This is a genomic window from Natronospirillum sp., from assembly GCF_022565775.1.
GTDB lineage: Bacteria > Pseudomonadota > Gammaproteobacteria > Pseudomonadales > Natronospirillaceae > Natronospirillum.
In genome coordinates, this window is record NZ_JAIUMC010000002.1 from 111879 (window position 1) to 138186 (window position 26308).

Consider the following 26308-nt stretch of genomic DNA (forward strand, 5'->3'; position numbering starts at 1 on the left):
CATTTTGAAGACACTGCAAGCCATACGTGGCATGAATGATGTGCTGCCGGACCGCTCTCCGGCCTGGCAGTATCTGGAAAACCAGATGCGGATCCTGTTTGATCGCTATGGCTATCGCGAAGTGCGGACACCGGTGGTCGAAGAAACGGCGCTGTTCAAGCGGTCCATAGGCGAAGTCACCGACATTGTCGAAAAGGAAATGTATACCTTCGCCGATCGGAATGACGAGAGCCTGACGCTGCGCCCGGAAGGCACCGCGGGTGTCGTGAGGGCGGCTATACAGCATGGGTTACTGCACAACCAGATACAGAAAGTCTGGTATCACGGCCCCATGTTCCGCTATGAGCGGCCGCAGAAAGGACGGTATCGGCAGTTTCACCAGTTCGGGGCGGAAATATTCGGTCTGGAAGGCCCGGACATCGATGCCGAGTTGATTCTGATGACCGCACGCCTCTGGCAGCAACTGGGTATTGCAGAACATATCACGCTGCAACTGAACACGTTGGGCACTCAGGACAGCCGCAACCGCTATCGAGCGGATCTGGTGACCTTCCTCAGGGCTCATGAAGACCGGCTTGATGACGATTCACGGCGACGTTTGGAGACCAATCCGCTGCGTATACTGGATGCCAAGCATCCGCAGACGCAGCAACTGCTCAATGATGCCCCTGATTTCTTCGCTTATCTCGATACCGAGAGTGCCGAGCATTTTGCGGTGTTGCGGGCCGAGCTTGACAAGGCCGGGGTGAGCTACGAAGTGAACCCGCGGCTGGTGCGCGGGCTGGATTATTACGGCCGTACCGTTTTCGAATGGGTGACCGACCAGTTGGGTGCCCAGGGTACCGTGCTGGGTGGCGGGCGTTATGATGCGCTGGTCGAGCAGTTGGGCGGCAAGCCGGTGCCCGCGATAGGATTTGGTATGGGGGTAGAACGTCTGCTCTTGTTGCTGGAGACTCTCGAAGTGATTCCGCCAGCGGCGTTCAATACAGTGGATACTTACCTTATGAGCATGGGTGAGGAGGCTGATGGCCGCTTGCTACAAATTGCCGAGCAGGTGCGCGATGCCAATCCGGGCCTGCGGGTGCAGACGCACCTGGGTGGCGGCAGCTTCAAATCGAAAATGAAAAAGGCGGACCGCAGTGGCGCCCGTTTTGCGTTGATTCTGGGTGCCGAGGAACTGCAAAGTGAGACTCTGGCCGTCAAGGATCTGCGCACTGACAGCGAGCAATTCAATCTGGACTGGTCCGCCCTTGACAGGCTGACGGGTCTGGTCACCGAATAAACGAAAGCAAGGAGTCTGAAGTGTACGAAACTGATGAAGAACAGATAGAGGCGATCAAAAAATGGTTCGCCCGTTGGGGTAACCTGCTGATCGGCGGTCTGCTGGCCATTATCGTGGGCTATGGCGGGTTCTGGTTTTATCAGGATCGTCAGGAGCAGGCGCGGCTGGATGCTTCAGATCGATACCAGCAGATTCTGCAGTTGGTCGGCAATGAAAATGTTTTGAGTTCCGAGCAGATGTCCGAGTTGGACAGCCTTTTCGCTGATCTGGTCGAGGCGCATCCGAACAGCACCTATACGGTTTACACGGCTCTGATGCAGGCCCGGTTTGCCGCTGCTGCAGAGGATCTGGAGCAGGCTGAAGAGCGCCTGCGCTGGGCGCTGGAACAGGCCCGGGACGACTCTTTGAAGCGGTTGGTGAACCTGCGCCTGGCGCGGGTGCAGTTCGCACAGGGTGATCATGATGCCGTGCTGGCGACGCTGGACGCCATGGACCCGGGCAGCCAGAGGGTCGGCTATGCCGAGCTTCGGGGTGATGTGCATGCCTCTCTGGGTGACCGTCAGGCGGCCCGGGAAGCCTACAGCGAAGCCTGGGAACTGGCGCAGTCGCAGGGCCTGAACCGTCCGCTGCTGCAGGCAAAAGCAGAAACCTATGGTGTACTCTAGTATGACTTTGCGTCGTGCTCACTGGGCAGCTCTTCTGGTACTGGCCACTCTGGTCGTACTTGCCGGCTGCAGCGGCCTTGGGCGCTCCGCCCCGCCGGAACCGCCTGCGCTGGACAATGATCGTGTCGCGCTGGGCTGGCATTTCCGGTTTGTGAGTGAGTGGCAGCCGGGGCAGGGGCCGGAGCGTTTGCGCCCGGCGCTGGCCGATGGCGTGCTTTATGCGGCTTACAGCAACGGCGATGTGGTGGCGCTGGACCGCAATGATGGCCGTGTGCTCTGGCGCGCTGAATACGAGCCCTGGCAGGCAGGTGTGACCGCTTACGAAGGGCAGCTTTATCTGGTGAGCAAAACCGGTGATCTGAAGATACTGGATGCCAGCGATGGCAGTCTGGTGCAGAGCTCGGACCTCAATCTGTCGACTTTGGCGGCGCCTAGCGTATCTGACGGGCAGGTAGCGCTCCTTGGGCGTGACGGGTCATTGCGCCTCTGGGATACCAGCAGTGAGACCTGGGTATGGATTTATGACAGTGAACAGCCTGGTCTGACGCTGCATGGCCAGGCACAGCCTCTGATCGTCGGAGACCAGGTAATAGCCGGCTTTGCCAATGGCCGCCTGGCTGCGTTCAGTCTGCGCAACGGTGATCTGCTGTGGGCGCACCGCCTGTCTGACCCGCGTGGCAGCACAGACCTGCAGCGGCTGGTGGATGTGGATATGCAACCCCTGCTGGTCGACGGTCGGTTGTATGCCGGTGGTTATGAAGGCCGCCTGGTCGAGGTTTCGGCGCAGTCAGGGGAAATCGGCTGGCAACAGCAGAAGTCGGTGACGGCGAGCATGGCGACTGATGGCCGATCATTGTTTGTCGCAGACCAGTCGGGCGAGATCATTGCTTTCGACCTGTCCAACAAGGGCGAAAGATGGCGTCAGCAGGGGTATCGCGGCCGGCCAATTACCGGGCTGGGCGTGACCGATGGTCGCCTGATCGTGACTGATCGCCGCGGTTATGTGCACGTTCTGGACACCAATGATGGTGAAACGGTAGGTCGACTGGATTTCTCCGGGCGTGACTATTTTACCGTGCCACCGGTGACCGACAGTGAGCGATTCTATGTTCAGTCAATGCGTGGGCTGATTGTTACCGGACGCGAGCGTCCGGCCCAGAGGTGATCAATTGACCCCCGTAATTGCTCTGGTTGGTCGGCCCAATGTCGGCAAATCAACTCTGTTCAACTGCCTGACCCGAACCCGGGATGCGCTGGTGGCAGACTGGCCCGGCCTTACGCGCGATCGCAAGTATGGTGAGGGTCAGTTGGGTGACCACCCCTATATTGTCGTTGATACCGGCGGCGTCAGCGGTTACGAGCAGGGCCTTGATTCGGAGATGGCCGAACAATCCTACGCGGCCATCGCAGAGGCGGATTTTGTGGTGTTCATGGTAGATGCACGCGAAGGCGTGACAGCCAGTGATCACGGTCTGGCCCGGCATCTGCGTGCCTCGGGCAAACCCATGCAGCTGGTAGTCAACAAGACGGATGGCCTCAACGAGGACACCGTACTGGGTGACTTCTATGAACTGGGCATGGGCGAGCCCTTCCCGCTGGCGGCCTCGCACAACCGGGGTGTGACCAGCCTGATTACCGAGGTGCTGGAGCAGTTTCCGCAAGCGGAGCCGGTCGATGCCGAGGCACTGTTCGGCCAGGGTATACGTCTGGCCGTCGTCGGCCGGCCCAATGTGGGCAAGTCGACACTGATCAACCGCATGCTGGGTGAAGACCGCGTTGTGGTCTACGACCACCCGGGTACCACCATGGACAGCATCAGTATCCCTTTCCATCGCGAGGGGATCGACTACACCCTGATTGACACGGCAGGCGTACGACGGCGCAAGAGCATCACCGAGGCGGTGGAGAAGTTCTCCATCATCAAGACACTGCAGGCCATTCAGAGCGCCAATGTGGTGGTGGTATTGCTGGATGCGCGTGACAGCGTGGTCGAACAGGATCTGCACATGCTGCACCATGTGTTGAAGTCCGGGCGTTCAGTGGTGCTGGCCGTCAACAAATGGGACGGCATGACCGAAGAGCAGAAGGATCAGGTACGCAAGGACCTCAACCGGCGGCTCGATTTCATGGGCTGGGCCGATCTGCACTTTATCTCGGCGCTGCATGGCACCAATGTGGGCCACCTGTTCAAGTCGGCCCAGCGCGCTTATGAAGCCGCCACATCACAATGGTCGACCAACTTCCTGACCGAGTTGATGCAGGGTATCGTGCAGGAGCATCAGCCACCGATGGTGAACGGGCGCCGCATCAAGCTGCGCTATGCACATCTCGGCGGCCGCAATCCGCCGGTCATCGTGGTGCACGGGAATCAGGTCGACAAGTTGCCCGGCAGCTACAAGCGCTACATGGAGAATACCTTTCGTGAGGTGCTTGAGCTGCGGGGTACTCCGGTACGCATGGAGTTCCGCTCCGGCGACAATCCCTATGCGCCATCCAAGGGCAGGGTTAAAGATAAAGACAAAGGCAAAGGTAAGCGTTAGCCTTTCTGATCCCGAGCCACGTCAATCCGTTCCACGCGTCCGGCAATCTGGCCATCGGCCAGCCGGACGCTGATGGGCTGCCCCTGTTCCACCTGGGTAACCGAGCGGATGAGCTTTTGTTCACTGTCCAGTGTAATGCTGTAACCGCGCTGGAGCGTGGCCAGCGGGCTGGACAGGTGCAGCGCATGCCCCTGCTGCTCGAGACGATTGCGCCAGGCCCGCAGCAGGCGCTGCATCACACCCGGCAGACGCTCTCTCAGGCTGCGCAGGCGGTCTTGCTGATGGTGCAGGCGATTGATCGGGGATACGCCCTGCAGCCGGCTCTGTGCGGCTGTGAGGCGCTGACGCCGACTGCGTACCAGAACCGCCCAGGCACGCTCCAGACGAGCGCTGCGGTCATCGAGACGCTGCTGCTGTTCGCGAATGCGCTCACTCGGATGACGGAGCCTTTGGCGCAGGTGCGCGACCTGCTGGCGGCGCTGATCCAACAGACGCAGTGCACTCTGCTGCAATTGACCTTCGATGCGCGAGAACTGCTGGCGCCAGACCTGCTGGTCCTGCGACAGCAACTCAGCCCCGGCAGAAGGCGTCGGAGCCCGAACATCGGCGACAAAATCGGCGATGGTAAAGTCCGTTTCATGGCCCACTGCGCTGACGACCGGCAAGGGGCTGGCCGCCAGATCACGCGCCAGTTGCTCATCATTGAAGCACCACAGGTCTTCGGCTGTACCGCCGCCCCGGGCGACCAGCAGTGCATCCACGGCATTGTCGCGAACGGCTCTGGCCAGTGCCGCTCTGATATCGGCGGCGGCGGCCCGACCCTGCACCAGACAGGCATAAACCCAGACTTCCATCCCCGGGTCGCGGCGCTGCAGCACCTGCAGAATGTCCTGCAGGGCCGCGCCGGTCGACGAGGTGATGACTCCCAGTCTGGTGACTCGCTCGGGCAGAGGTCGCTTGCGTTCAGGGTTGAAGAGCCCTTCGTCTGCCAGCTTCTTTTTCAGCGCTTCGAATTCAAGTTGCAACGCGCCTTCGCCTGCGGCCATCACGCCTGAAACAATAATCTGATAGTCGCCACGGCCTTCGAACAGACTCAGCCGACCGCGCACCAGCACTGAGTCGCCTTCCTGCAGAGGTGCGCGCTGGCGAGCCGCCTGGCCGCGAAAAAAGGCGCACCTTACCTGGGCTTCACTGTCCTTGAGGCTGAAATAGATATGGCCGGAGCGCGGCCGCGCCAGGTTGGATATCTCGCCCTTGACCAGCACGGTCGGAAAGTGCTGTTCCAGGATGAACTTGGCCTGGCGGTTCAGCTGCGCAACGGAAACGGGTGTGTTGTCGGTCGCGACGGTCATCATCTCAAGGCGACTGAGCAAACATGCGGTCACCCAACTGGTCGACGGTCTGGCGTGCCTTGGTCAGTGTCTGATCCACTGCGATGTCCAGCGTCGGGCAGAGGTCGGCGCGGATCAGGTTGTAACGCTGCTCCGGATTGTCGAGCCGCGTGATGGTGCCGGCAATGCGGTACTGACCCCCGACCTTGATAGGGCTGATCGCAAGGTGGTAGCCACGATACTCTTCTTCATGCTGGACCGCCGATTTGGGGCCTTTCGCGTCACTGCTGCCACTCACTAGGGATTTCAGCCATTGCAACATAGCGCTCGGTTCCTTTCTTTTTCTCTGACGTTACGTCGTTACTGTGCATCGCCTTGTTCAGCCGCTCATTGTAGCGACTCACTGGGTGGTCTGCGAGCCTTGAATACCATGCCCGAGGTGTAGTGGGCCCCCGGAGCAGTCTTCCACAGATACTGTGGATAACATTGTGGTTAACAATTTGAAAACAGGCTCGGGGCCCATGATGGCAGGGGGTTTCTTAGGGTGATCATAAAATAGACAGTCCCAAAAAATAAACAAAAACAATGGGTTATGTTTTTGTTGACAAGGTTTCTCAACTCTGGCAACCCAATGAGACTGTTACCTTCCAGTGCCGAGCAATGTGCATAACCTCAGAAGATTTTCCAGACGGGCAAGAACATTGTTGCTCTAAGGTAGGCAAGTGGCGCCCGGGTCGGTAAAATCGCCCCACGAAAATCAGGCCTCCATTGCTATGCACTGTCCATTCTGTGGTCAACCCGACTCCAAGGTGATCGATTCGCGACTGGTAGCCGAAGGCCAGCAGGTTCGCCGGCGCCGTGAATGTGTTCACTGTGGTGAGCGCTTCACGTCCTATGAGACTGCTGAGCTGGTGATGCCCAAGGTAATAAAGCAGGACGGCACCCGCGAGCCCTACAATGCCGACAAGCTGCGCGCCGGCATGATGCGAGCGCTTGAGAAGCGCCCCGTGTCCATGGAAGACATTGAATCCGCCATCACCCATATAGAACATCAGCTGCGCGCCCGCGGAGAGCGGGAGGTGCCCTCGCGCGCGGTCGGGGAGGCAGTCATGCAGGCCCTGAAACAACTCGATCAGGTGGCCTATGTGCGCTTTGCTTCCGTCTACATGAGCTTTCAGGATATTGCTGAATTTCGCGCCGAAATCGAGCGTCTGGAGAAGCTGCGTCCATGATGGCAGGGCAGGATGAGCACTGGATGCAGCGCGCCATCCGGCTGGCCGAACGAGGCCTCTTCTCGGCAGCGCCAAACCCTCGTGTCGGTTGCACCATCGTCAAGTCGGGCGTGGAGATCGGATCTGGCTGGCACCCGGGAACCGGAGAGCCGCATGCCGAAGTATTTGCCCTGCGCGAGGCGGGCAAGGCGGCGCGAGGCGCCACTGCCTATGTGAATCTGGAACCGTGCAGTCATTTTGGCCGCACACCGCCGTGTGCCGATGCCCTGCTGGAAGCTGGTGTTGCCCGGGTGGTGGTTGGCCATATCGACCCCAATCCGCAGGTTGCCGGGCAGGGAATAGAGCGGCTGCGAGCTGCCGGGGTGGCGGTTACCGTTGGTGTGCTGGAAGAAGCCTGTGACGCCCTGAACAAGGGGTTCTTCAAGCGCATGCAGCAGGGAGTTCCCTGGGTGCGGGTGAAGATTGCGCACAGTCTGGATGGGCGAACGGCCATGGCCAGTGGCGAAAGCCAGTGGATTACCGGCGAAGAAGCCCGTGCGGATGTCCAGTACTGGCGGGCCCGCAGTTGCGCCGTACTGACCGGTGCCGATACCCTGCTGCACGATCAGGCTCGCCTGAAAGTCCGGCGGGATCTGTTGGTCCGGCGCTGGCCGGAGCATCCACCGGTAGAAAACCCTTTGCGTATTCTGATCGACAGCCAGCTCCGGGTATCACCGGATCACCCTTTTTTCTCCGACCTGAGTGATGTCATGGTATGCACCTCTGCAGACCAGGAAGGAGATGCCTTGGCAGCGCTGCACCACCGCGGTATTCCCGTTCTCTGCCTGCCGCGCCGAGGCGATCATCTCGACCTGAACGAATTGCTGCAGGCTCTCGGTGAGCGTGGAATCAATGAACTGATGGTGGAAAGCGGGCCGCGTCTCAGCGGGGCCTTCATACAGCAGCAACTGGTTGATGAACTGGTGCTCTATTGCGCGCCGCGCTGGCTGGGCAGCAAGGGCCTGCCGGTGGTGGATCTGCCGCTGACCCGCATGGCCAAGAGTGTTTTGCTAGACGTGCAGGACCAACGACAATTCGGGGCTGACTGGCGTATAATCGCCGTGCCGGAATACACGACAGAATCAGCCCTTTGAGGCTGGTGTTGATACGGGAGAAACGGTTTGGAGCTCAATTCGGTAGAAGAAATCATTGAGGATATCCGCCAGGGCAAGATGGTGATCCTGATGGATGATGAAGACCGTGAAAATGAAGGCGATCTGATGGTGGCCGCCGAGTGCGTGACCCCCGAGATCATCAACTTCATGGCCCGCGAAGCCCGTGGTCTGATTTGTCTGCCGCTGACCGGTCAGCGCTGCGACGAACTGGAACTGCCGGCCATGGTGCAGTCGTCCAGCGAGAAGTTCGGCACTCATTTTACCGTGTCCATTGAAGCGGCGACAGGTGTGACCACGGGCATCAGTGCCGCCGACCGGTCGCGCACCATCCAGGTTGCCATCGATCCGTCCAGCGGCCCGCAGGATATTGTGCAGCCGGGTCATATCTTTCCCCTGCGGGCCGAGGCCGGCGGTGTACTGAGTCGCGCCGGTCATACCGAGGCGGCCTGCGACCTGGCCCGGCTGGCGGGCCTGCAGCCGTCCTGTGTGATCGTGGAGATCATGAACGATGACGGCACCATGTCTCGTCGCCCTGATCTGGAAAAGTTTGCCCAGAAGCACGACCTCAAGATCGGCACCATTGCGGACCTGATCCATTATCGGATGATGACCGAGCGCACTATCCGGTTGCTGGAGCAGCGGCCAATCAGCACCCCCTGGGGGGATTTCGATCTCCGAGTCTATGAGGACCGGATTGAAGGCGGTCGTCACATGACGTTGTCCCAAGGTCAGTTTTCCGCCGGTGAGCCCGCGCTGGTGCGGGTCCACGGGGTACAAACCCTGCGCGACCTGCTGGGTGTGGAAACCGGTGGCTGGTCATTGCATTCGGCGCTGGCCCAGGTCAACCGGGAAGGCAAGGGCGTGGTCGTGCTGATCGATCAGCATACTGGCGCCGACATCATTGACGAACTGCATCGCCTCGACAACCCGGAGCGCAAGCGCACCGGGTGGGGCGGCAACAGCTCCGGAGCCTATGTCACCATCGGCACCGGCGCCCAGATTCTGCGTGACCTGGGCATCAGTCGCATGCGGCTGATGAGTTCACCCATTAAATTTGGCGGTATATCCGGCTTTGATCTCGAGATCGAAGAGTATCTTCAGGGGCCGACCGCACCCAAGCAAGAGGAAAACTGATGAGTGACATCAAGACCCTGGAAGGGGATCTGCAACCGAACAGTGCGCGCTACGCCATCGTCGTGGCCCGCTGGAATGCCTTTGTTGTCGACAGCCTCGAGAAGGGGGCCATAGAAGCCCTGACGCGGCGCGGCATCGGCCGCGACCAGTTGACCCTGATCCGGGTGCCGGGCGCCTACGAGATACCTCTGGCGGTGCAGAAGGCCGCGGCTTCCGGTCACTATGACGCGGTCATTGCGTTGGGCGCCGTTATTCGCGGCGGAACGCCGCATTTCGATTTTGTGGCCGGTGAGTGTGTCAGTGGCATGAGTCGCGCCATGCTGACCCACAATGTGCCGGTTGCTTTCGGCGTGCTGACGGTCGATACCATAGAGCAGGCCATCGAGCGGGCCGGTACCAAGGCGGGCAACAAGGGTGAGGAGGCTGCCCTCAGCGCTCTGGAGATGGTCAACCTGCTGCAACAGTTGGAAAGCTGATGAGTGATTTTAAACCCGCCGCGCGCCGGAAAGCCCGCCATATGGCCATGCAGGCCCTGTATCAATGGCATATCGGCAAAGCCACGGCGAGTGAAATAGAAGCGCAGTTTCTGGCCGACCAGAACATGGAGAAGGTGGACAAGGTCTACTTCCATGAATTGCTTCACACCGTGACGCGCAAGGTCGGCGAGCTGGATGAACTGCTGTCCACGGTTCTGGATCGGCCGGTGAAGGATCTCACGCCGGTTGAGCTGTCGATTCTGCGCCTTGGGGCCTATGAACTGCGTGATCGTATCGATGTGCCTTATCGAGTAGTCATCAACGAAGGGGTCGAACTGGCCAAGTCGTTTGGCGCGACGGAAGGCCACCGCTATGTCAACGGTGTGCTGGACAAGCTGGCTCGCTCCACACGTCAGGCCGAGCGCTCTGGCTGAACCATGAAGAGCAGCGGCGAGTTTGAACGGATCAGTCGCTGGCTGTTGCCCCTGGCGGAGGCTGACTCGTCATTGCAGGACCTGCAGTCTTCCGTGCTGATTGCCAATGGAGACGACGCCCTCGCCATTCGCGCCCCCGCCCCTCTGGTGATGTCGGTTGATGTGGCGGTGGCCGATACCCACTTCCCGCTGAATGCTCAGCCAGCGGATATCGCCAGCAAGGCGCTGCGCGCTGCTCTGAGTGACCTGGGTGCCATGGGTGCCAGGCCCTGGTTCTATACTCTGGGTCTGGTCATGCCGCGTGACCTTTCCGACGACTGGTTGCAGGCTTTCGCCACCGCGCTCCGCGACGAAAACCAACGCTGGCATTGCCAGTGTCTGGGTGGCGACCTGACTCGTGGCAAGCAGCTCTCGATCGCAGTGCAGGTCCATGGGCTGTGTGACTACCCACTCGCGCGCCACGGGGCAAAAATCGGCGACCAGCTCTGGGTCACCGGCACTCTGGGTGGTGCGTCTGCCGGTCTGCCGATGGCCCTGGGTGAGCAGCTCGCCGACAGCCGGTTGCTGGACGCCTTCTATCGGCCATCCCTGCCACTCGAGTTCATGTCCGCGCTGGGTGGCAGCGCCACTGCCGCGATTGATGTCTCCGATGGACTTGTTGCAGACCTGAACCACCTGTTGTCTGCCAGCCGGGTCGGTGCGTCGATTACGCTTGACGATTTGCCGCTGCATCCGGCGCTGTGCGATCATCCGCAACAGGGTCTCACCTTCGCGCTCTACGGCGGTGAGGACTATCAGGTGCTGTTCACCGCTCATCCCGACCAGGCTGAAACCGTTTTGCGGCTGGCCGGGGAACACAAGCAACCGGTAACCTGTATCGGAACCATTGAGCAGGCGGCCGGACTGCGCGCCAGTCTTGACGGTCAACCGCATGATTTGCGTGACCGGAACACAGGATTTGACCATTTTGACTGACACTTCACGCCACAAAACCCGTTACTCGACGCAACACCGCAGTTGGATTCACTGGCTGGCCTTTGGTCTGGGTACCGGCACTGCACCTCGTGCACCGGGCACGGTTGGCACCGCCGCTGCGCTGCTGTTTCTGCCGGTATTCGGCATGATGTCATGGCCGGTGCAGATCGTCTGGGTTGTGCTGACTGGCCTGGTGGGTATCTGGCTGTGCGACAGAACGGCCCGCGATCTCAAAGTGCACGATCACCCGGGTATTGTCTGGGATGAGTTTGTCGGTCTGTGGATCGTGTTTATCGCGGTGCCGCTGACCTGGTTCAACGTTCTGCTCGGCTTCCTCCTGTTCCGTTTTTTTGATGTGCTGAAACCCTGGCCCATCAGTTGGCTGGACCGGCGAGTCAAAGGCGGTTTCGGCATCATGGTGGATGATGTTCTGGCCGGTTTGATGGCACTTGTCCTCATGCACCTCTGGTTAGTCAGCGGCTGGGCGTCTACACTGTCTGGTGTCTGAAACTACAGCCATCCCGAACGGGGATGCAGGATTTGGTAGGTAGTATGACCACGGCAGAAAACACCCTGGCCACCGGTCAGCAGCAGGAAGACCTGCTGACCCGACTGGCCGCCAAGCACACACTGGCGTCATTGCTCGACTGTATCGTGTCAGAGGCCATGCAACTGACCAATGCGGACGGGGGCACCCTGTACCTAATGGACGGCGACGGGGAGAGCAGCGAGCTGCACTTTTCCGTTGTGCGTACCGATTCTCTGGGTATCCAGCTCAATGGCTATGATGGTGATGAGGTGCCGATGGCCCCCATCCCGCTGTATGAGGCGGGTGAGCCCAACCACCATAATGTCGCCAGTCATGCAGCGCTGAGCCGGAAGCCGGTGATCATAGATGACGCCTATACGGTCAGTGAATTCGATTTTTCCGGTACCAAGAAATTCGACCAGTCGACCGGCTACCGGTCGCGCAGCTTTCTGACCCAGCCGCTGCTGGACCATCAGGGTGAAGTGATCGGCGTTTTACAGCTGCTGAACTCGCGCAACCACAACAACGAGGTCGGCCCGTTTTCTCCCGAGATTCTGCCCTCCGTGCAGGCACTGGCCAAGTACGCCGCCATTTCCCTGAACAACCAGGTGCTTATCCACGGACACAAGGAACTGCTTGATTCTTTTATCAAGGCGCTGGCCAGTATTACCGATGTACGATCACCACATACGTCACTGCATTGCCAGCGCATTCCCGAATTGACCGAGCTGATCGCGCGAGCCGCCTGTGAAGACAAGTCCGGGTATTTCAAGGATTTTCAACTCAACGATGAAGAGTGGTATGAGCTGAGCGTAGCTGCCTGGCTGCATGATTGCGGCAAGCTGGCAACACCGGACTATGTGGTCGACAAGGCCACCAAACTGCACATGCTCTGGGATGGCATTGATGCCATCCGGGCTCGTTTCAGCGCACTGAAGGCGCAGACAGAAGCGGGTTATCTGCGCGCCATGCTGGCACCGAACGCGGATCGTGAAGCACTGGAAAAGAAGTTGGCCGATGAACTGGCGCAACTGGATGATGACTGCGACTTTGTGAGCCGGGCCAACACCGGCGGCGAGTTCATGAAGCCGGAAGATCAAGCCCGAATCCGTGAATTGTCCAAAACTCACTGGATCGATGCGGACGGTAACAGACAGCCCTTGCTGACCGAGGTCGAGGTGGACAACCTGTGTATCTCGCGGGGTACCCTGAACAATGAAGAGCGAGCCACGATCAATCGCCACATTGATATCACGATTGAGATCCTCGAGGCGTTGCCGTTTCCGCGAAATCTGCGCCGGGTGCCCGAATACGCGGGCGGTCACCACGAGAAGATGAATGGCAAGGGGTTTCCGCGCGGCCTGACCCGGGATCAATTGTCGATTCCTGCGCGCATGATGGGTGTCGCCGACATATTTGAAGCCCTGACGGCCAAGGAGCGGCCCTACAAGAAGCCCATGCCCCTGAGTCAGGCGTTCAGCATTCTGCGCAATATGCGCGACGAAGAGCATATTGATCCGGATGTGTTCGAGCTGTTTCTGCGCAGCGGCGTCTGGAAAGAATACGCAGAGCGCCATCTGTCGGAAGAGCAGAAGGATGTGACCGACGCCACCGAGTACCTGTAACCGGGACTCTGTGTCAGCCTTGGCTGTCCTTTTGCCAGGCTCTGATACGTGCTTCGAGGCTGGCGCTGTCGAGTCCCGCCTGCTGCAGTTGCTGTGCAGCGCTGGCATGGTCCAGATACTGGTCTGGCAGACCTATCTGCAGCATTGGCTGGCGATGACCGTTCGCGGCCATCCACTCGGCAACCGCTGAGCCAGCCCCTCCGGCAACGACGTTTTCTTCCAATGTCACGATGGCCGCATGCCGACCCATAAGTTCCGTCAGGCATTCGGTGTCCAGTGGCTTGATGAAACGCATGTCCACCAGTGTGGCCTGCAGTGCTTCGGCCACGGCGCGAGCCGGTTCCACCAAGCTGCCGAACGCCAGCAGAGCCAAAGCATTCTTCTTGCGGCTGCGCCGCAGCACTTCAGCCTTGCCCAAGGGAATCGGCTCCAGGTCTTTCGCCGGCTCGGTACCCGGGCCAGTGCCCCTGGGGTAGCGCACGGCGGCCGGGCCTTCATGGTGATAGCCGGTACTGAGCAGGCGCCGCAACTCGGACTCATCTCGCGGTGTCATCACCACCATGTTGGGAATGCAGCGCAGGTAGGTCAGGTCGAAGCTGCCGGCATGAGTCGGGCCATCCTCACCCACCAGTCCGGCGCGATCAATGGCAAACAGAACATCCAGGTTCTGCAGGGCCACGTCATGAATCAATTGGTCATAGCCACGCTGCAGAAAGGTTGAATAAATGGCCACCACAGGCTTGGCTCCTTCACAAGCCATACCGGCGGCCAGGGTCACTGCATGCTGCTCGGCAATGGCGACATCAAAATAGCGCTCCGGATACTCCTGCGAGAAACGGACCAGATCAGAGCCTTCGCGCATGGCCGGTGTAATGCCCATCAACCGGCTGTCGAGGGCAGCCATATCACACAGCCACTGACCAAAGATATTGGAGTATTTGAGTTTCTTCGGTTCGTTGGCTGGCGTTGCCTTGGCCGGCTCGATCTTGCTGATGGCGTGATACTTGATCGGCGCTTCTTCTGCCGGCGAAAACCCCCGGCCCTTTTGCGTGATCACGTGCAGAAACTGCGGCCCTTCGAGGTCCCGCACCGTGTCCATGACTTCAAGCAGGCGCGGCAGGTCGTGTCCATCGACCGGGCCCAGATAGTGAAAACCCAGCTCCTCGAACAGGGTGCCGGGTGTCACCATGCCCTTGACGTGCTCTTCTGCCCGCCGGGCCAGAATCTGGGCTGCCTCAGGGAAATGGCGCAGCATCTTTTTGCTGTTTTCCCGCATGCTGGTATAGGTCCGGCTGGCCAGCAGACGGGAGAAATACTGCGACAGGCCGCCAACATTCTCCGAAATCGACATGTCATTATCGTTCAGCACCACCAGCAAGTCAGCATCGCTGTGGCCGGCATGGTTGAGTGCCTCGAATGCCATGCCCGCGGTCAGGGCGCCGTCGCCGACAACGGCCACGGAGCGTTGGTTGCGACCTGCGTTGCGCGCCGCCAGTGCCATCCCAAGAGCGGCCGAGATGGCCGTGCTGCTATGGCCGACGCCAAAGGTATCATAGAGGCTTTCTTCACGCGCCGGGAAGGCGGCCAGGCCACCCGCCTGGCGTATGGTCAGCAACTGCTCGCGTCGGCCGGTCAGTATCTTGTGCGGATAGGCCTGGTGGCCGACATCCCAGACCAGCCTGTCCCGAGGGGTGTCCAGGCAATAGTGCAGCACGATACTGAGCTCGACGACACCCAGACCGGCGCCGAAGTGTCCGCCACTCTGCCCGACGGAATAAAGCAGGTATTCACGCAGCTCGTCGGCCAGTGCCGGCAGGTCGCGGGGGCGCAGCCGACGGAGATCCGGTGGAGTATCAATACGATCCAGCAGGGGCGTCAGTGGTCGCCGGGCGGGTATGTCGGTGAATATCTTCATGTCGTCCGGTTGGGCCTCAATCCAGTAATGCGTGCCGTCCAGCGGCCATTCAGCGCAGGCGCGCTACAATAAAGTGGGCGATTTCAGCCAGCAGTGTGGTATCTCCCGGCAGGGCTTGCAATGCTGTCAGCGCTTCTCTTTCCAGTTGAGCCGCTTTATGCCGCGCCGGCTCTATGCCCAGCAGCGTGACATAGGTCACCTTGTCCCGTGCTGCATCACTGCCGGCATCCTTGCCCAGTGTTTCGGTATTCGAGGTGGCATCCAGCACATCGTCTACCACCTGAAACGCCAGCCCGATGGCGGCGCCATAGGTGTCCAGCGCCTGCAGTTCAGTGTCGGCTGGCGGCTGCTCGCTGCACCAGGCGCCCATGGCCACTGCAGCCCGAATCAGTGCACCTGTCTTGTTGCGATGCATGGTTTCCAGCGCTTCGAGTGACGAGTGCCCCCCGGTTGCCGCACAATCCATCGCCTGACCGTCGACCATGCCCTGACCGCCGGCGGCGGAACTGAGCAGGCGCACCCAGTGCAGTTGCTGTTCGGAAGTCGACAGTTGCGAGTCCGCTTCGGTCAGCACCTGAAACGCCAGCGCCTGCAACGCATCTCCCACCAGAATGGCGGTGGCCTCGTCGAAAGCGATATGGGCTGTCGGCCGGCCGCGTCGCCAGGCGTCGTTGTCCATTGCCGGCAGGTCGTCATGAACGAGCGAGTAGGTGTGTATCAGTTCCAGGCCCAAGGCCGGCTGCAACCAGAGATCACCGGTTGAGCCGAGCGCGCGCGCGGCGGCGTGACACAACAAGGGGCGAATACGCTTGCCGCTGCCCAGCAGGGCATAATTCACTGCCTCCCGCAGCCGCGGGTGATTGGGTGCGTAGCGCTCCGGCAAGTGACCGAGATGGTCATTGAATTGTCGGACTGCCGCGTTCAGTCTGACTGGCAGGTCGGTCATTCCGCGGGCCCGGCCTGCTCGGAAGATTGGCTTTCGTCAAGCAATATGCGAACCTTCTGCTCAGCGGCGTCAAGCTGTTGCTGACAGCTTCGGGTCAGCCGGACGCCCTGCTCGAAAGCCTGCATGGCCTCGTCGAGTGACAGGTCGCCCTGCTCCAGTTGAACCACTATTTTTTCCAGATCCGCTAATGATTTCTCGAAATTGTTCGATCTAGTAGGTGTGGACATGGAAGATCACCCGATACCAAGGAGCGCAAACACTACTGAATTGCGGGTTAGGGGTCAATATTACGCGGCCTGCAGCAGGCTTTGGGTCAGTTTTGTCAGAGCAGTTCTGGATTATGGAGCGTCATAACAAGTGGATTTAGCAACCATTGTCGGTCTGATCGGCGGAATAGGGATGATCATCATGGCGATGATCATCGGCGGGGATCCCATTGTCTATTACAACCTGCCCTCCGTGCTCATCGTGCTGGTGGGCTCGCTGTTCGTGACCATGCAGAAATTCAATCTGGAGCAATTCCTCGGGGCACTGAAGATTGCCGGCAAGGCCTATTCCTACAAATCGGTGACGCAGGAAGAAATCATCGAGGAGGTGGTGGAACTGGCCGACGCGGCCCGCAAGGGCGGGTTGCTTTCATTGGAGGGCAAGGAAGTCAGTCATGAATTTCTGGGTAAGGGCATTCAGCTGCTGGTCGACGGGCATGACCCGGATGTGGTGCGTACGCTGCTCAATCGCGATATCCGGCTGACCCGCGAGCGGCATGAGCAGGGTGCCGGCATTTTTGCAGCACTGGGCGATGTGGCACCGGCCATGGGCATGATCGGTACCCTGATCGGACTGGTCGGCATGCTGGCAGTGCTGGATGACCCGAGAGCCATTGGTCCGCAGATGGCGGTGGCTCTGCTGACCACCATGTACGGCTCCATACTGGCGACCGTGATTGCGATCCCGATCAAGGACAAGTGCATGCTGCGCTCTGATGAAGAAACCATGATTCAGCAGATGATTCGTGATGCGCTGCTGGGTATTCAGGCGGGGCAGAACCCGCGCATCATTGAACAGGCGCTCAAAACGTACCTGCCTGCTGGTCAGCGCGGTGCGGACTGATCTCATGGACAAGGGTGGGGTAAGCCATGAGTGATGAAGAAGAGGAACGCAAAAGACAGTCGAAAGGCCTGCCGGCCTGGATGGCAACCTTTGCCGACCTGATGGCGCTGTTGCTCAGCTTCTTCGTGTTGCTGTTGTCATTTTCGGAGATCGAGGCCCTGCGCTTCCAGCGCCTGGCCGGCTCGCTGCGCAATGCATTTGGTGTGCAACAGGACATACCCGCCGATGCCATTCCGCGCGGCACCTCCATTATCGCGCAGGAATTCAGCCCGGGTCGGCCAGACCCGACCCCGCTTAATGTGGTGCGGCAGGATACAATCCGCGACCTTGAAGACAGTCTTGAGGTGCTGGCGCAGGACGAGATCCAGCAGCAGGAAGACCGACAGGGAGATGACGGTCAACTGACGCGCGATATTGTCATCACCGAACAGATGATGGAGGAGGCGCAGGAAGAGGCGGCAGAGATTGCCGCGAGGTTGGGCGAATACATCGAACAGGGCGCGTTGCAGATCGAAACGGTCAATGAGACCATCGTGATTCGGGTGCGCGAACAGTCGTTCCCACCAGGCTCCGATTTCGTGGCTGACGAGTTTCTGCCCATTCTGGACCGGGTGCGGGAAGTGTTGCTGACCACTCCGGGCAACATCAAGGTAGAAGGGCATACTGACTCGATACCGATAAGTGCGGGACGTTTTCGCAGCAACTGGGAGTTGTCCGGCGCGCGGGCTCTGTCCATTGGTGAATACCTCTGGGAAGCACCCGAAATGGATGAAAATCGTTTTACGGTTGTCGGACACGGCGCCTCCAAGCCGTTGGCCACCAATGAAACGCCGGAAGGCCGAGCACGGAACCGGCGTGTCGAGATCGTTATCCAGAGAGACAACCCTGATTTCGAAGGAGAGCGGATTCCCCTGGATGCGCAGGGTGAACCGGTTGATTTTGGCGACCCCGGCCTGTTTGGCCTGGATCCCGATGAGGTTTTCTGATTGATCAACAGCATGCAGCATTTTTTTGCAGACCTGGTTCAGGGGCTCGCAGATTCACCCCTGGCGCACTGGCAGGTGCCGCTTGAGCAGCAGTTGCAGCAACTGGCGACGCCGAATGATGGCAACCTGCCGCGTTTTCTCGCCGCGCTGGACGCCCTGCCATCACCTCCTGAACAGCCGCTGAGGGCTGACCTGGATGCACCCGCAGTAACAGTTGGTGCGGCAGGGCAGGTTGACGCAGAGCTGCTGAAGGCGGGTTTGCGCGCGCTGATGCCCTGGCGCAAGGGGCCGTTCAACCTGTTCGGCTGTCAGATCGACAGTGAATGGCGCTGTGACCTGAAGTGGGAGCGTGTGCTGCCGCATCTGGCGCCGATGCACGGCCGCACAGTACTCGATGTGGGTTGCGGCAATGGCTATTACGGCTGGCGGATGCTGGCCCAGGGAGCACGGCAGGTGGTGGGTATTGACCCTTCCTGGCTGTCGGTCGTGCAGCACCTTGCCATCAACCGGTATGTGCGTCATGCCCGGCATCACGTATTGCCGCTGACCCTGGAGACTTTGACGCCGGATCTCGAAGCCTTCGATACCGTGTTCAGCATGGGTGTGCTGTATCACCGCCGTTCGCCGCTGGATCATCTGGAAGAGCTGCGTCAGGCGCTGCGCCCCGGAGGGGAGTTGGTTCTGGAAACACTGGTTGTGGATGGCCCTGAGGGCCATGCCCTGGTGCCGCAGGGCCGCTATGCGCGGATGAACAATGTCTGGTTTCTGCCCTCTGTGCCCACGCTGGAGCTCTGGTGCCGAAAGATGGGCTTCGAAGAGGTCCGCTGCCTCGACCTGACACCGACCACTCCGGAAGAACAGCGCGTTACAGACTGGAAGCCCGGGCAGTCACTGGCCGACTATCTGGACCCGGAAGACCCGACACTGACCCGTGAAGGCCATCCTGCACCGCTGCGTGCGACAATTGTGGCGCAGCGACCACATTCGGGGCGGCTGCAGCGCTATCATCTTGAGTGAAACGGATCGGCACATCTTTTGAGTGGGCAGTATCTGCTGCGGATGACGCCAGGGCGCCGAATCCGTATACTTGCGCCGCAACCGGCGCCGGGGAGCGAGCAGCTACCACACGGCGCGCCCTTCAGTTTGACCAGAGAAAACAGGCCCAGTTCATATCATGTCGCCAGAGCAGGAAGTCGCAAAGCGTCGTACCTTCGCCATCATTTCGCACCCCGATGCCGGTAAGACCACCATCACGGAAAAGGTGCTGCTGCACGGCGCGCTGATCCAGAAAGCGGGTACGGTCAAGGGCAAGAAGTCCGGACAGCATGCGAAATCCGACTGGATGGAGATGGAAAAGGAGCGCGGCATCTCGGTGACGACCTCGGTGATGCAGTTCCCTTATAACGATTGTCTGGTCAATCTTCTGGATACGCCCGGGCACGAAGACTTCTCGGAAGACACCTATCGCACCCTGACCGCAGTGGACTCCTGCCTGATGGTCATAGACGCGGCCAAGGGGGTCGAGGCCCGAACCATCAAGCTGATGGAAGTCACCCGGCTGCGCGACACACCGATCATTACATTCATGAACAAGTTGGATCGGGATGTTCGAGATCCGATAGAGCTGATGGATGAGGTTGAAGATGTCCTGAAGATTGCCTGTGCACCCGTCACTTGGCCCATTGGCATGGGTAAAGGGTTTCAGGGCGTCTATAACCTGCTTGAAGACACGGTGATTCTATACAGCACCGGGCAGGGTAGTGTTATTCAGGAAGAGCGGCGAATCCGGGGGCTGGGCAATCCCGAGCTGGATGAAGCCATTGGCGACTATGCCCCTGAACTGCGCGATGAAATAGAGCTGGTGCGCGGTGCTTCACACGAGTTTGATCTGGACCTGTTTCTTGCCGGTGAGCTGACCCCGGTCTACTGGGGTACTGCGTTGGGCAACTTTGGTGTCAATCATATGCTGGATGGCCTGACCGAGTGGGCGCCGCCGCCGCAGGCCCGCGCCACCGATGCGCGCACGGTTCCCGCGGCGGATCCCGAGTTCAGCGGTTTTGTCTTCAAGATTCAGGCAAACATGGACCCCAACCATCGCGACCGGGTGGCCTTCATGCGCATCGTGTCCGGTCGCTACCAGAAGGGCATGAAGATGCGTCATGTGCGCCTGGGCAAGGATATCCGCATTGCCGATGCGGTCACCTTTGTGGCCGGTGATCGCGAGCAGGTTGAAGACGCCTGGGCGGGCGACATTATCGGCCTGCACAATCATGGCACCATTCAGATTGGTGATACCTTTACCGGTGGTGAAAAACTGAAGTTTCTGGGCATACCCAACTTTGCACCGGAACTGTTCAAGCGCATACGGCTGAAAGATCCGTTGAAAGCCAAGCAGTTGCAGAAAGGCCTGGTGCAGCTGGCAGAAGAGGGTGCGGTACAGGTATTCCGACCCTTGCGCAACAACGACCTTATTGTGGGCGCGGTGGGTGCCCTGCAGTTCGACGTGGTGGTGCACCGGCTGCGCGCCGAATACAAGGTAGAAGCGCTGTATGAATCGGTCAATGTGGCTACAGCGCGCTGGGTCAGTGCCGACAGTGGGCGCGAGCTGGAGCGCTTTCGCGACAAGGCCTATGACAATCTGGCGCTGGACGGGGCAGACAACCTGACCTACATTGCACCTACGATGGTAAACCTCCAGTTGGCTGCAGAGCGCCATCCGGAGATCCGTTTTCTGGCCACGCGGGAAAACTGAAGATGCTGCTCTACCTGGCACTGGTTGCTGCCTTTACATTGGCCGTCTATCTGGCGGCTTTCCGCATTGCCGGCTGGCTCAAGGGGCGCAAGGGGTTGACCTCTGACGTGACCACCGGGCTCTTTCTGATCGGCTTTCTTGCCGGGCTGTTGCTGGTGGGGGCCTTTGTTTCAGCGGGTGCCATGCTCACGGATGTAGATCGGCTGGCGGCTGGATTGCTGCTGACCACCGTAATGGCAACTGGCCTGATTCCCACCGGCATTATCCTGCTGAAAAAAAACAGCGATTTCTCTTGAGTAAGCCCAGGGCTTTCTATAGAATCCGCCGCTCAAATTGCAGCAATAACTTCCCCTGAGCCCCCACTATAGGCGGAGTTAGAGACTTACATGAAAACATACAGTGCAAAAGCTCAAGACGTCCAGCGCGACTGGTTCGTGATCAATGCCGAAGGCAAGACCCTGGGTCGTCTGGCGACGGAAGTTGCCGTGCGTCTTAAGGGCAAGCACAAGGCAATCTTTACCCCTCACGCTGACACGGGCGACTATATCGTCATCGTGAATGCCGAAAAGGTGCGGGTTACAGGGCGCAAGGAATCCCAAAAGATGTACTATCGTCATACGGGTTATCCGGGCGGCCTCAAGGCCATGAGTTTTGACAAGCTGCGTGATCATGCGCCGGAGCGCATCATCGAGCAGGCAGTCAAGGGCATGCTGCCGCGGACACCTCTGGGTCGTACCATGCTCCGGAAGCTGAAGGTGTATGCGGGTTCAGAGCATCCCCATACTGCACAGCAGCCCAAAGAACTGGACATCTGAGAGGTTAAGACATGGCAATTACTCAATATTATGGCACCGGCCGCCGCAAGACTTCCAAAGCACGCGTTTTTTTGCGTCCCGGTACCGGCAACATCGTTGTCAACAAGCGTCCCCTGGACGAGTACTTTGGTCGTGAAACGTCCTCGATGATTGTGCGCCAGCCGCTGGAGCTGACCGAATCTACAGGCAAGTTTGACGTCTACGTAACGGTAGCTGGCGGTGGTGCGAACGGTCAGGCTGGCGCGATCCGCCATGGTCTGACACGTGCCCTGATCGACTATGATGAGACACTGCGCAAACCGCTGCGTGCAGCGGGTTACGTCACGCGCGATGCTCGCGCCGTGGAACGCAAGAAGGTCGGTCTGCGCAAAGCGCGCAAACGTCCTCAGTACTCCAAGCGCTGAGTATTCGAACGCCTCGGTGCGTTTTTTGGAAAGCCCGCCTTGTGCGGGCTTTTTTATGGGACTGCAAAACCCTGTTCTATCAGCATTTTTCCATGCCTGCGGGGAGTAAACAGAGCTGTCAGTTCCTTGTAAGCGCCAGGCTTTTTCATTAAGATCAACGGCATTTTTAAATACCGTATCCCTTCGTATTTCAGAGGAAACAATAATGAACCAAGACGGCGTGAATAAAGGCCGCCGCCGCTTCCTGATGGGCGCCACAGGTGCCATGGGTGCAGTGGGCGGTGTTGGGGTGGCCTGGCCGCTGCTGTCCTCGTGGCAGCCCAGTGAGAGAGCCAAGGCCATCGGTGCTCCGGTAGCAGTGGATGTGGGTAGCCTGGGCGAGGGTGAAATGATTTCCGTTGAGTGGCGGGGCAAACCCATATTCATCGTCCGTCGGACTGCAGAAATGCTCGAGACCCTGCGCAGTGATGAACTTCGTGGCCGACTGTCCGATCCGGATTCCGACAATCAGAACCAGCAACCCGAGTATGCGCGCAATGACGTGCGCTCGCGGGAAGAAGAGTTGCTCGTGGTAGAGGGCTTCTGTACCCATCTCGGCTGTGCGCCGCAATACCGTCCTCAGGTGGAGCCTCAGTCGTTCGACGACAACTGGCTGGGCGGGTTCTTCTGCGCCTGTCACGGCTCCCGGTTCGATATGGCGGGTCGCGTTTTCCGCGGTGTTCCTGCACCTTCCAACCTGGCCGTTCCTCCGCACTTTCGCGAGGGCGATATGTTGACTATCGGTGAAGACGGGGAGACTGCCTGATGAGTACTCAAGACAAGGGCGGCCTGATGGGCTGGATCGATGCGCGTCTGCCGGTTACGCGGACCATCGAAAAGCACGTCACCAAGTATTACGCGCCCAAGAACTTCAATTTTTTCTACGTGTTCGGTGTGCTGGCCATGCTGGTATTCGTGAACCAGATTGTCACCGGCATCTGGCTCACCATGAAGTATGTGCCCTCGGCGGAAGAAGCATTCCGTTCTGTCGAATACATCATGCGGGATGTCGAATGGGGTTGGCTGATTCGCTACATGCACTCCACCGGCGCGTCCATGTTCTTCGTAGTGATCTATCTGCACATGTTCAGAGCACTGCTGTACGGGTCCTACCAGAAGCCGCGTGAATTGGTCTGGATCTTCGGCATGCTGCTTTATCTGATGCTGATGGCCGAGGCCTTCATGGGCTATGTACTGCCCTGGGGACAGATGTCCTACTGGGGTGCGCAGGTGATAATTTCGCTGTTCGGCGCTGTGCCGATCATCGGTGATCCGCTGGTTGAGTGGATTCGCGGCGACTACCTGATTTCCGGGGCCACGCTGAACCGCTTCTTTGCCCTGCATGTTATTGCACTGCCTCTGGTGCTGGCGTTGCTGGTATTTCTGCACATCGTTGCCCTGCATGAAGTCGGGTCCAACAACCCTGACGGCGTCGATATCAAGAAAAATCTGGATGAAAATGGCGTGCCACGCGATGGCATCCCGTTCCATCCCTACTACACCATTGGCAAGGATCTGGTCGGTGTGGTGATTTTCCTGATGGTGTTCTGCGGGATCATCTTCTTCTTCCCGACGGCTGGTGGCTTCTTCCTGGAAACCGCCAACTTCGAACCGGCGGATCCGCTGACCACGCCGGAGAACATTCACCCGGTCTGGTACTTCGGTGCCTTCTACTCCATCCTGCGCGCCATGGATTTCGATCTGCTGTTCCTTGAAGCCAAGTTGCTTGGCGTACTCACCATGGGGGCGGCCATTGCCATCCTGTTCGTACTGCCCTGGCTGGACCGCAGCCCGGTGCGATCCTGGCGCTACAAGGGCATGATCAGCCGAGTGTCGCTGGTGGTGTTTGCGATTGCGTTCATGATTCTGACCTGGTTGGGTATTCAGCCGGTGACAACCCTGAATACCATTCTCGCCCAGATCTGCACGGTGATTTATTTCGCGTTCTTCCTGGGCATGCCGTTCTATACCCGTTATGAGAAAACGAAACCGGTACCGGAGAGGGTGACGAATCGATGAACACAATGAAGCGTATTATCATCATCGCCATGGTAGCCCTCGTTTCAGGTGGTGCCATGGGTTACGGAGAAGTGTATCCGGCTAACAATGATGTTCGTGACACGGAATCACTGCAGCGCGGTGCACAACTCTATTTCGAAAACTGCGTAGGGTGCCACTCGCTAGAGTATGCCCGTTACAACCGGGTTGCACGTGACCTCAAGATCCCGGAAGACCTGTTTGAACGGTACCTTCTGGATGCCGACCGTCCGATCGGCGACTTGATGACCAATGCACTGTCGCCCGCTCTGGGCTCACAGTTTTTTGGTACTGAACCGCCAGATCTGACTTTGGTAGCCCGGGTGCGCGGCACAGACTGGATCTATACCTTGTTGACCGGCTTTTACAAGGACGACAGCCGTCCGTATGGCGTCAACAATGCGCTCTACAACAATATCGGTATGCCGCATGCGATGGTCAATCAGCAGGGGCTGTGTGCCGAGGCGCCGGGTGCAGACGGGTGTCAGGAATTCGCATTTGAAGGTTCCATGTCGCCAGACGAGTTTGATCTGGCCATGGTCGACCTGACCAACTTCCTGGACTATATGGGTGAACCCATTCAGCTGGAACGCCAGCGTATTGGCTGGTTTGTCATGGCGTTTCTGAGTGTGTTCCTGGTATTTGCCTGGCTGCTCTATCGAGAGTTGTGGAAGGACGTCAAGTAAACTGCCTGACGTACTTCTTAAAATCGGCGTGACAGCTTCGGCTGTCGCGCTTCGTTGTGTTTAGATAACTGGGAGAGCCTACATGGGCGTAGTGGCCAAACGGTCATCCATGACTTTTTTCTCCGACCCGGCGTCGCATTACAGCCATCGGGTCCGGATAGTCCTTGCTGAGAAGGGAGTGGCTGTCGATACCATAGATGCCGATCCCGACAATGTGCCGACCGAAGTCAGTGATATCAATCCGTACAATTCGTTGCCAACCCTGGTTGATCGTGACCTGGTGCTTTATGAGCCCAATGTCATGATGGAATATCTGGACGAACGGTTCCCACATCCGCCTTTGTTGCCGGTGTATCCGGTTTCGCGTGCCGAGTGCCGTCTGTATATCCATCGCATTCAGCGCGACTGGTGCAATCTGGTGGACATCATCACGGCCGGGCAGGATCGCGCCTCGGTTCAGGAAGCGCGTGAACGCCTGTCCGAGAGCGTCATCAGCATCGCTCCGATTTTCGGTGAAAAGCCCTATTTCATGAGCGAAGACTTCACGCTGGTGGACTGCTGTGTGGCACCGATTCTCTGGCGTCTGCGCGACCTGGGTGTTGATGTGGAAGACAGGGCAGACAAAAACCTTGGCAAGTACATGCAGCGGGTGTTTGAGCGGGAGTCTTTCAAAGACAGCCTGTCTGAAGTCGAGAGTGAAATGCGTGAGTGATCAGCCGCCACCCGTCAAGATGAATGACAATCGGCCTTATCTGATCCGTGCCCTGCATGAGTGGATATCCGACAATGGGTGTACACCCTACATGGTAGTGCAGGCCGATGTGCCGGGTGTGCAGGTGCCTGAAGGTTTCGTGCAGGATGGGCGTATTACCCTGAATGTGGCCAACCGGTCTGTACAGTCACTGAATCTGGGCAACGAAGAAGTCATCTTTTCGGCAACCTTCGGTGGTCAACTTGAGCATATCCGCGTTCCCTGTCAGGCCATAGCGGCACTGTTTGCCAAGGAGAACGGTCAGGGCATGGTCTTCGAGGTCAAGCCGGATTCACCACCGCCTGCAGGCGGCGATGATGACAGCGGCCCGTCAGCGTCCGGTGGAGACAAGAGCGAAGGTCGCCCCGGCGATGGCAAGCGCCCCAGGCTGAAGGTCGTCAAGTAGTCACCCGTTCAGGATGGCTGTTCACGTCGTGTACAGCTGATTGATCTGCAACGAAAAAACCGCCTTTGGCGGTGTTTTTGAGGT

Annotated in this window: 29 protein-coding genes; 24 read left to right on the plus strand and 5 right to left on the minus strand. The window is 59.0% G+C overall.

The features are described from left to right. The first annotated feature begins 1 nt into the window (after nucleotide 1). From hisS to der, 4 genes are read left to right on the plus strand one after another with little or no spacing between them, the layout of a single operon-like run. Nucleotides 2–1282 carry a histidine--tRNA ligase gene (hisS, locus tag LAT62_RS01410; protein WP_293377881.1) on the plus strand — a complete coding sequence of 427 codons (1281 nt, stop codon included), beginning with the start codon at nucleotides 2–4 and terminating at the stop codon, nucleotides 1280–1282. A 20-nt stretch (nucleotides 1283–1302) separates the two neighbouring features. Beyond that, nucleotides 1303–1947, plus strand: a complete 645-nt coding sequence (locus LAT62_RS01415; RefSeq protein WP_293377782.1) for a tetratricopeptide repeat protein — start codon at nucleotides 1303–1305, stop codon at nucleotides 1945–1947. A 1-nt stretch (nucleotide 1948) separates the two neighbouring features. Continuing rightward, nucleotides 1949–3112 (plus strand): PQQ-binding-like beta-propeller repeat protein, encoded by a 1164-nt coding sequence (locus LAT62_RS01420; RefSeq protein ID WP_293377785.1) that lies wholly within the window; start codon nucleotides 1949–1951, stop codon nucleotides 3110–3112. Nucleotides 3113–3116: 4 nt separating this feature from the next. Beyond that, nucleotides 3117–4487, plus strand: coding sequence for a ribosome biogenesis GTPase Der (der, locus tag LAT62_RS01425; RefSeq protein ID WP_293377788.1), 1371 nt, complete (start codon nucleotides 3117–3119; stop codon nucleotides 4485–4487). On the opposite strand, the gene xseA is transcribed toward der, so the two are convergent. After that, nucleotides 4484–5860: an exodeoxyribonuclease VII large subunit gene (gene xseA / locus LAT62_RS01430; RefSeq protein WP_293377791.1), complete on the minus strand. Its 1377-nt coding sequence runs from the start codon at nucleotides 5858–5860 to the stop codon at nucleotides 4484–4486. The two genes, der and xseA, sit on opposite strands and share 4 nt — an antisense overlap. Further along, the gene (locus LAT62_RS01435; protein ID WP_293377794.1) at nucleotides 5844–6140 is read right to left on the minus strand and encodes an HlyU family transcriptional regulator; all 297 of its coding nucleotides are present in this window, start codon (nucleotides 6138–6140) and stop codon (nucleotides 5844–5846) included. The genes xseA and LAT62_RS01435 overlap by 17 nt, the downstream gene beginning before the upstream one ends. Nucleotides 6141–6591: 451 nt before the next feature. Here LAT62_RS01435 and nrdR point away from each other — a divergent pair, with 451 nt between their 5' ends. The 8 genes from nrdR to LAT62_RS01475 are packed head-to-tail and all read left to right on the plus strand — an operon-like array spanning nucleotide 6592 to nucleotide 13377. Further along, nucleotides 6592–7050, plus strand: a complete 459-nt coding sequence (gene nrdR / locus LAT62_RS01440; protein ID WP_293377799.1) for a transcriptional regulator NrdR — start codon at nucleotides 6592–6594, stop codon at nucleotides 7048–7050. Continuing rightward, nucleotides 7047–8183 carry a bifunctional diaminohydroxyphosphoribosylaminopyrimidine deaminase/5-amino-6-(5-phosphoribosylamino)uracil reductase RibD gene (ribD, locus tag LAT62_RS01445; RefSeq protein WP_293377802.1) on the plus strand — a complete coding sequence of 379 codons (1137 nt, stop codon included), beginning with the start codon at nucleotides 7047–7049 and terminating at the stop codon, nucleotides 8181–8183. Before nrdR ends, ribD begins: the two co-directional genes overlap by 4 nt. A 27-nt stretch (nucleotides 8184–8210) precedes the next feature. After that, on the plus strand, nucleotides 8211–9338 hold the full coding sequence (ribBA, locus tag LAT62_RS01450; protein ID WP_293377805.1) for a bifunctional 3,4-dihydroxy-2-butanone-4-phosphate synthase/GTP cyclohydrolase II: 1128 nt from the start codon (nucleotides 8211–8213) through the stop codon (nucleotides 9336–9338). Continuing rightward, on the plus strand, nucleotides 9338–9814 hold the full coding sequence (gene ribE / locus LAT62_RS01455) for a 6,7-dimethyl-8-ribityllumazine synthase (RefSeq protein ID WP_293377808.1): 477 nt from the start codon (nucleotides 9338–9340) through the stop codon (nucleotides 9812–9814). Before ribBA ends, ribE begins: the two co-directional genes overlap by 1 nt. Continuing rightward, entirely contained in the window at nucleotides 9814–10248 is a 435-nt protein-coding gene (gene nusB / locus LAT62_RS01460; protein WP_293377810.1) for a transcription antitermination factor NusB, read from the plus strand. The genes ribE and nusB overlap by 1 nt, the downstream gene beginning before the upstream one ends. A 3-nt stretch (nucleotides 10249–10251) precedes the next feature. Then, nucleotides 10252–11223 (plus strand): thiamine-phosphate kinase, encoded by a 972-nt coding sequence (gene thiL, locus LAT62_RS01465; RefSeq protein WP_293377812.1) that lies wholly within the window; start codon nucleotides 10252–10254, stop codon nucleotides 11221–11223. Beyond that, nucleotides 11216–11731, plus strand: a complete 516-nt coding sequence (locus LAT62_RS01470) for a phosphatidylglycerophosphatase A (protein ID WP_293377815.1) — start codon at nucleotides 11216–11218, stop codon at nucleotides 11729–11731. Before thiL ends, LAT62_RS01470 begins: the two co-directional genes overlap by 8 nt. 44 nt (nucleotides 11732–11775) lie before the next feature. After that, a complete protein-coding gene (locus LAT62_RS01475) occupies nucleotides 11776–13377 on the plus strand; it encodes an HD domain-containing phosphohydrolase (protein ID WP_293377818.1) in 1602 nt (533 codons plus the stop codon). A gap of 13 nt (nucleotides 13378–13390) precedes the next feature. Here the strand turns inward: LAT62_RS01475 and dxs are convergent, their stop codons facing one another. From dxs to LAT62_RS01490, 3 genes are read right to left on the minus strand one after another with little or no spacing between them, the layout of a single operon-like run. Then, nucleotides 13391–15292: a 1-deoxy-D-xylulose-5-phosphate synthase gene (gene dxs, locus LAT62_RS01480; protein ID WP_293377821.1), complete on the minus strand. Its 1902-nt coding sequence runs from the start codon at nucleotides 15290–15292 to the stop codon at nucleotides 13391–13393. A gap of 49 nt (nucleotides 15293–15341) precedes the next feature. Beyond that, nucleotides 15342–16238 carry a polyprenyl synthetase family protein gene (locus LAT62_RS01485; RefSeq protein ID WP_293377824.1) on the minus strand — a complete coding sequence of 299 codons (897 nt, stop codon included), beginning with the start codon at nucleotides 16236–16238 and terminating at the stop codon, nucleotides 15342–15344. After that, on the minus strand, nucleotides 16235–16465 hold the full coding sequence (locus LAT62_RS01490; RefSeq protein WP_293377827.1) for an exodeoxyribonuclease VII small subunit: 231 nt from the start codon (nucleotides 16463–16465) through the stop codon (nucleotides 16235–16237). Before LAT62_RS01490 ends, LAT62_RS01485 begins: the two co-directional genes overlap by 4 nt. A 130-nt stretch (nucleotides 16466–16595) precedes the next feature. Here LAT62_RS01490 and pomA point away from each other — a divergent pair, with 130 nt between their 5' ends. The 12 genes from pomA (at nucleotide 16596) to LAT62_RS01550 (ending at nucleotide 26224) form a co-directional block, all read left to right on the plus strand. Beyond that, nucleotides 16596–17348, plus strand: a complete 753-nt coding sequence (pomA, locus tag LAT62_RS01495; RefSeq protein ID WP_293377830.1) for a flagellar motor protein PomA — start codon at nucleotides 16596–16598, stop codon at nucleotides 17346–17348. Nucleotides 17349–17374: 26 nt separating this feature from the next. After that, the gene (locus tag LAT62_RS01500; protein WP_293377833.1) at nucleotides 17375–18334 is read left to right on the plus strand and encodes a MotB family protein; all 960 of its coding nucleotides are present in this window, start codon (nucleotides 17375–17377) and stop codon (nucleotides 18332–18334) included. A 12-nt stretch (nucleotides 18335–18346) separates the two neighbouring features. Beyond that, nucleotides 18347–19351, plus strand: coding sequence for a tRNA 5-methoxyuridine(34)/uridine 5-oxyacetic acid(34) synthase CmoB (cmoB, locus tag LAT62_RS01505; protein WP_293377836.1), 1005 nt, complete (start codon nucleotides 18347–18349; stop codon nucleotides 19349–19351). A 157-nt stretch (nucleotides 19352–19508) separates the two neighbouring features. Further along, on the plus strand, nucleotides 19509–21086 hold the full coding sequence (gene prfC, locus LAT62_RS01510; protein WP_293377839.1) for a peptide chain release factor 3: 1578 nt from the start codon (nucleotides 19509–19511) through the stop codon (nucleotides 21084–21086). A 2-nt stretch (nucleotides 21087–21088) separates the two neighbouring features. Beyond that, the gene (locus LAT62_RS01515) at nucleotides 21089–21382 is read left to right on the plus strand and encodes a hypothetical protein (protein ID WP_293377842.1); all 294 of its coding nucleotides are present in this window, start codon (nucleotides 21089–21091) and stop codon (nucleotides 21380–21382) included. A gap of 90 nt (nucleotides 21383–21472) precedes the next feature. After that, nucleotides 21473–21901, plus strand: coding sequence for a 50S ribosomal protein L13 (rplM, locus tag LAT62_RS01520; RefSeq protein WP_293377845.1), 429 nt, complete (start codon nucleotides 21473–21475; stop codon nucleotides 21899–21901). 11 nt (nucleotides 21902–21912) lie between these two features. Next, nucleotides 21913–22305: a 30S ribosomal protein S9 gene (gene rpsI / locus LAT62_RS01525; RefSeq protein WP_293377848.1), complete on the plus strand. Its 393-nt coding sequence runs from the start codon at nucleotides 21913–21915 to the stop codon at nucleotides 22303–22305. A 205-nt stretch (nucleotides 22306–22510) separates the two neighbouring features. Continuing rightward, complete coding sequence (petA, locus tag LAT62_RS01530) at nucleotides 22511–23110, plus strand: ubiquinol-cytochrome c reductase iron-sulfur subunit (RefSeq protein ID WP_293377851.1); 600 nt, start codon at nucleotides 22511–22513, stop codon at nucleotides 23108–23110. Then, nucleotides 23110–24363 (plus strand): cytochrome bc complex cytochrome b subunit, encoded by a 1254-nt coding sequence (locus LAT62_RS01535; RefSeq protein ID WP_293377854.1) that lies wholly within the window; start codon nucleotides 23110–23112, stop codon nucleotides 24361–24363. Before petA ends, LAT62_RS01535 begins: the two co-directional genes overlap by 1 nt. Beyond that, nucleotides 24360–25067: a cytochrome c1 gene (locus LAT62_RS01540; protein ID WP_293377857.1), complete on the plus strand. Its 708-nt coding sequence runs from the start codon at nucleotides 24360–24362 to the stop codon at nucleotides 25065–25067. The genes LAT62_RS01535 and LAT62_RS01540 overlap by 4 nt, the downstream gene beginning before the upstream one ends. An 82-nt stretch (nucleotides 25068–25149) precedes the next feature. Beyond that, a complete protein-coding gene (locus tag LAT62_RS01545) occupies nucleotides 25150–25779 on the plus strand; it encodes a glutathione S-transferase N-terminal domain-containing protein (RefSeq protein ID WP_293377860.1) in 630 nt (209 codons plus the stop codon). Then, complete coding sequence (locus LAT62_RS01550) at nucleotides 25772–26224, plus strand: ClpXP protease specificity-enhancing factor (protein WP_293377863.1); 453 nt, start codon at nucleotides 25772–25774, stop codon at nucleotides 26222–26224. The genes LAT62_RS01545 and LAT62_RS01550 overlap by 8 nt, the downstream gene beginning before the upstream one ends. The last annotated feature ends 84 nt before the right edge of the window (nucleotides 26225–26308 follow it).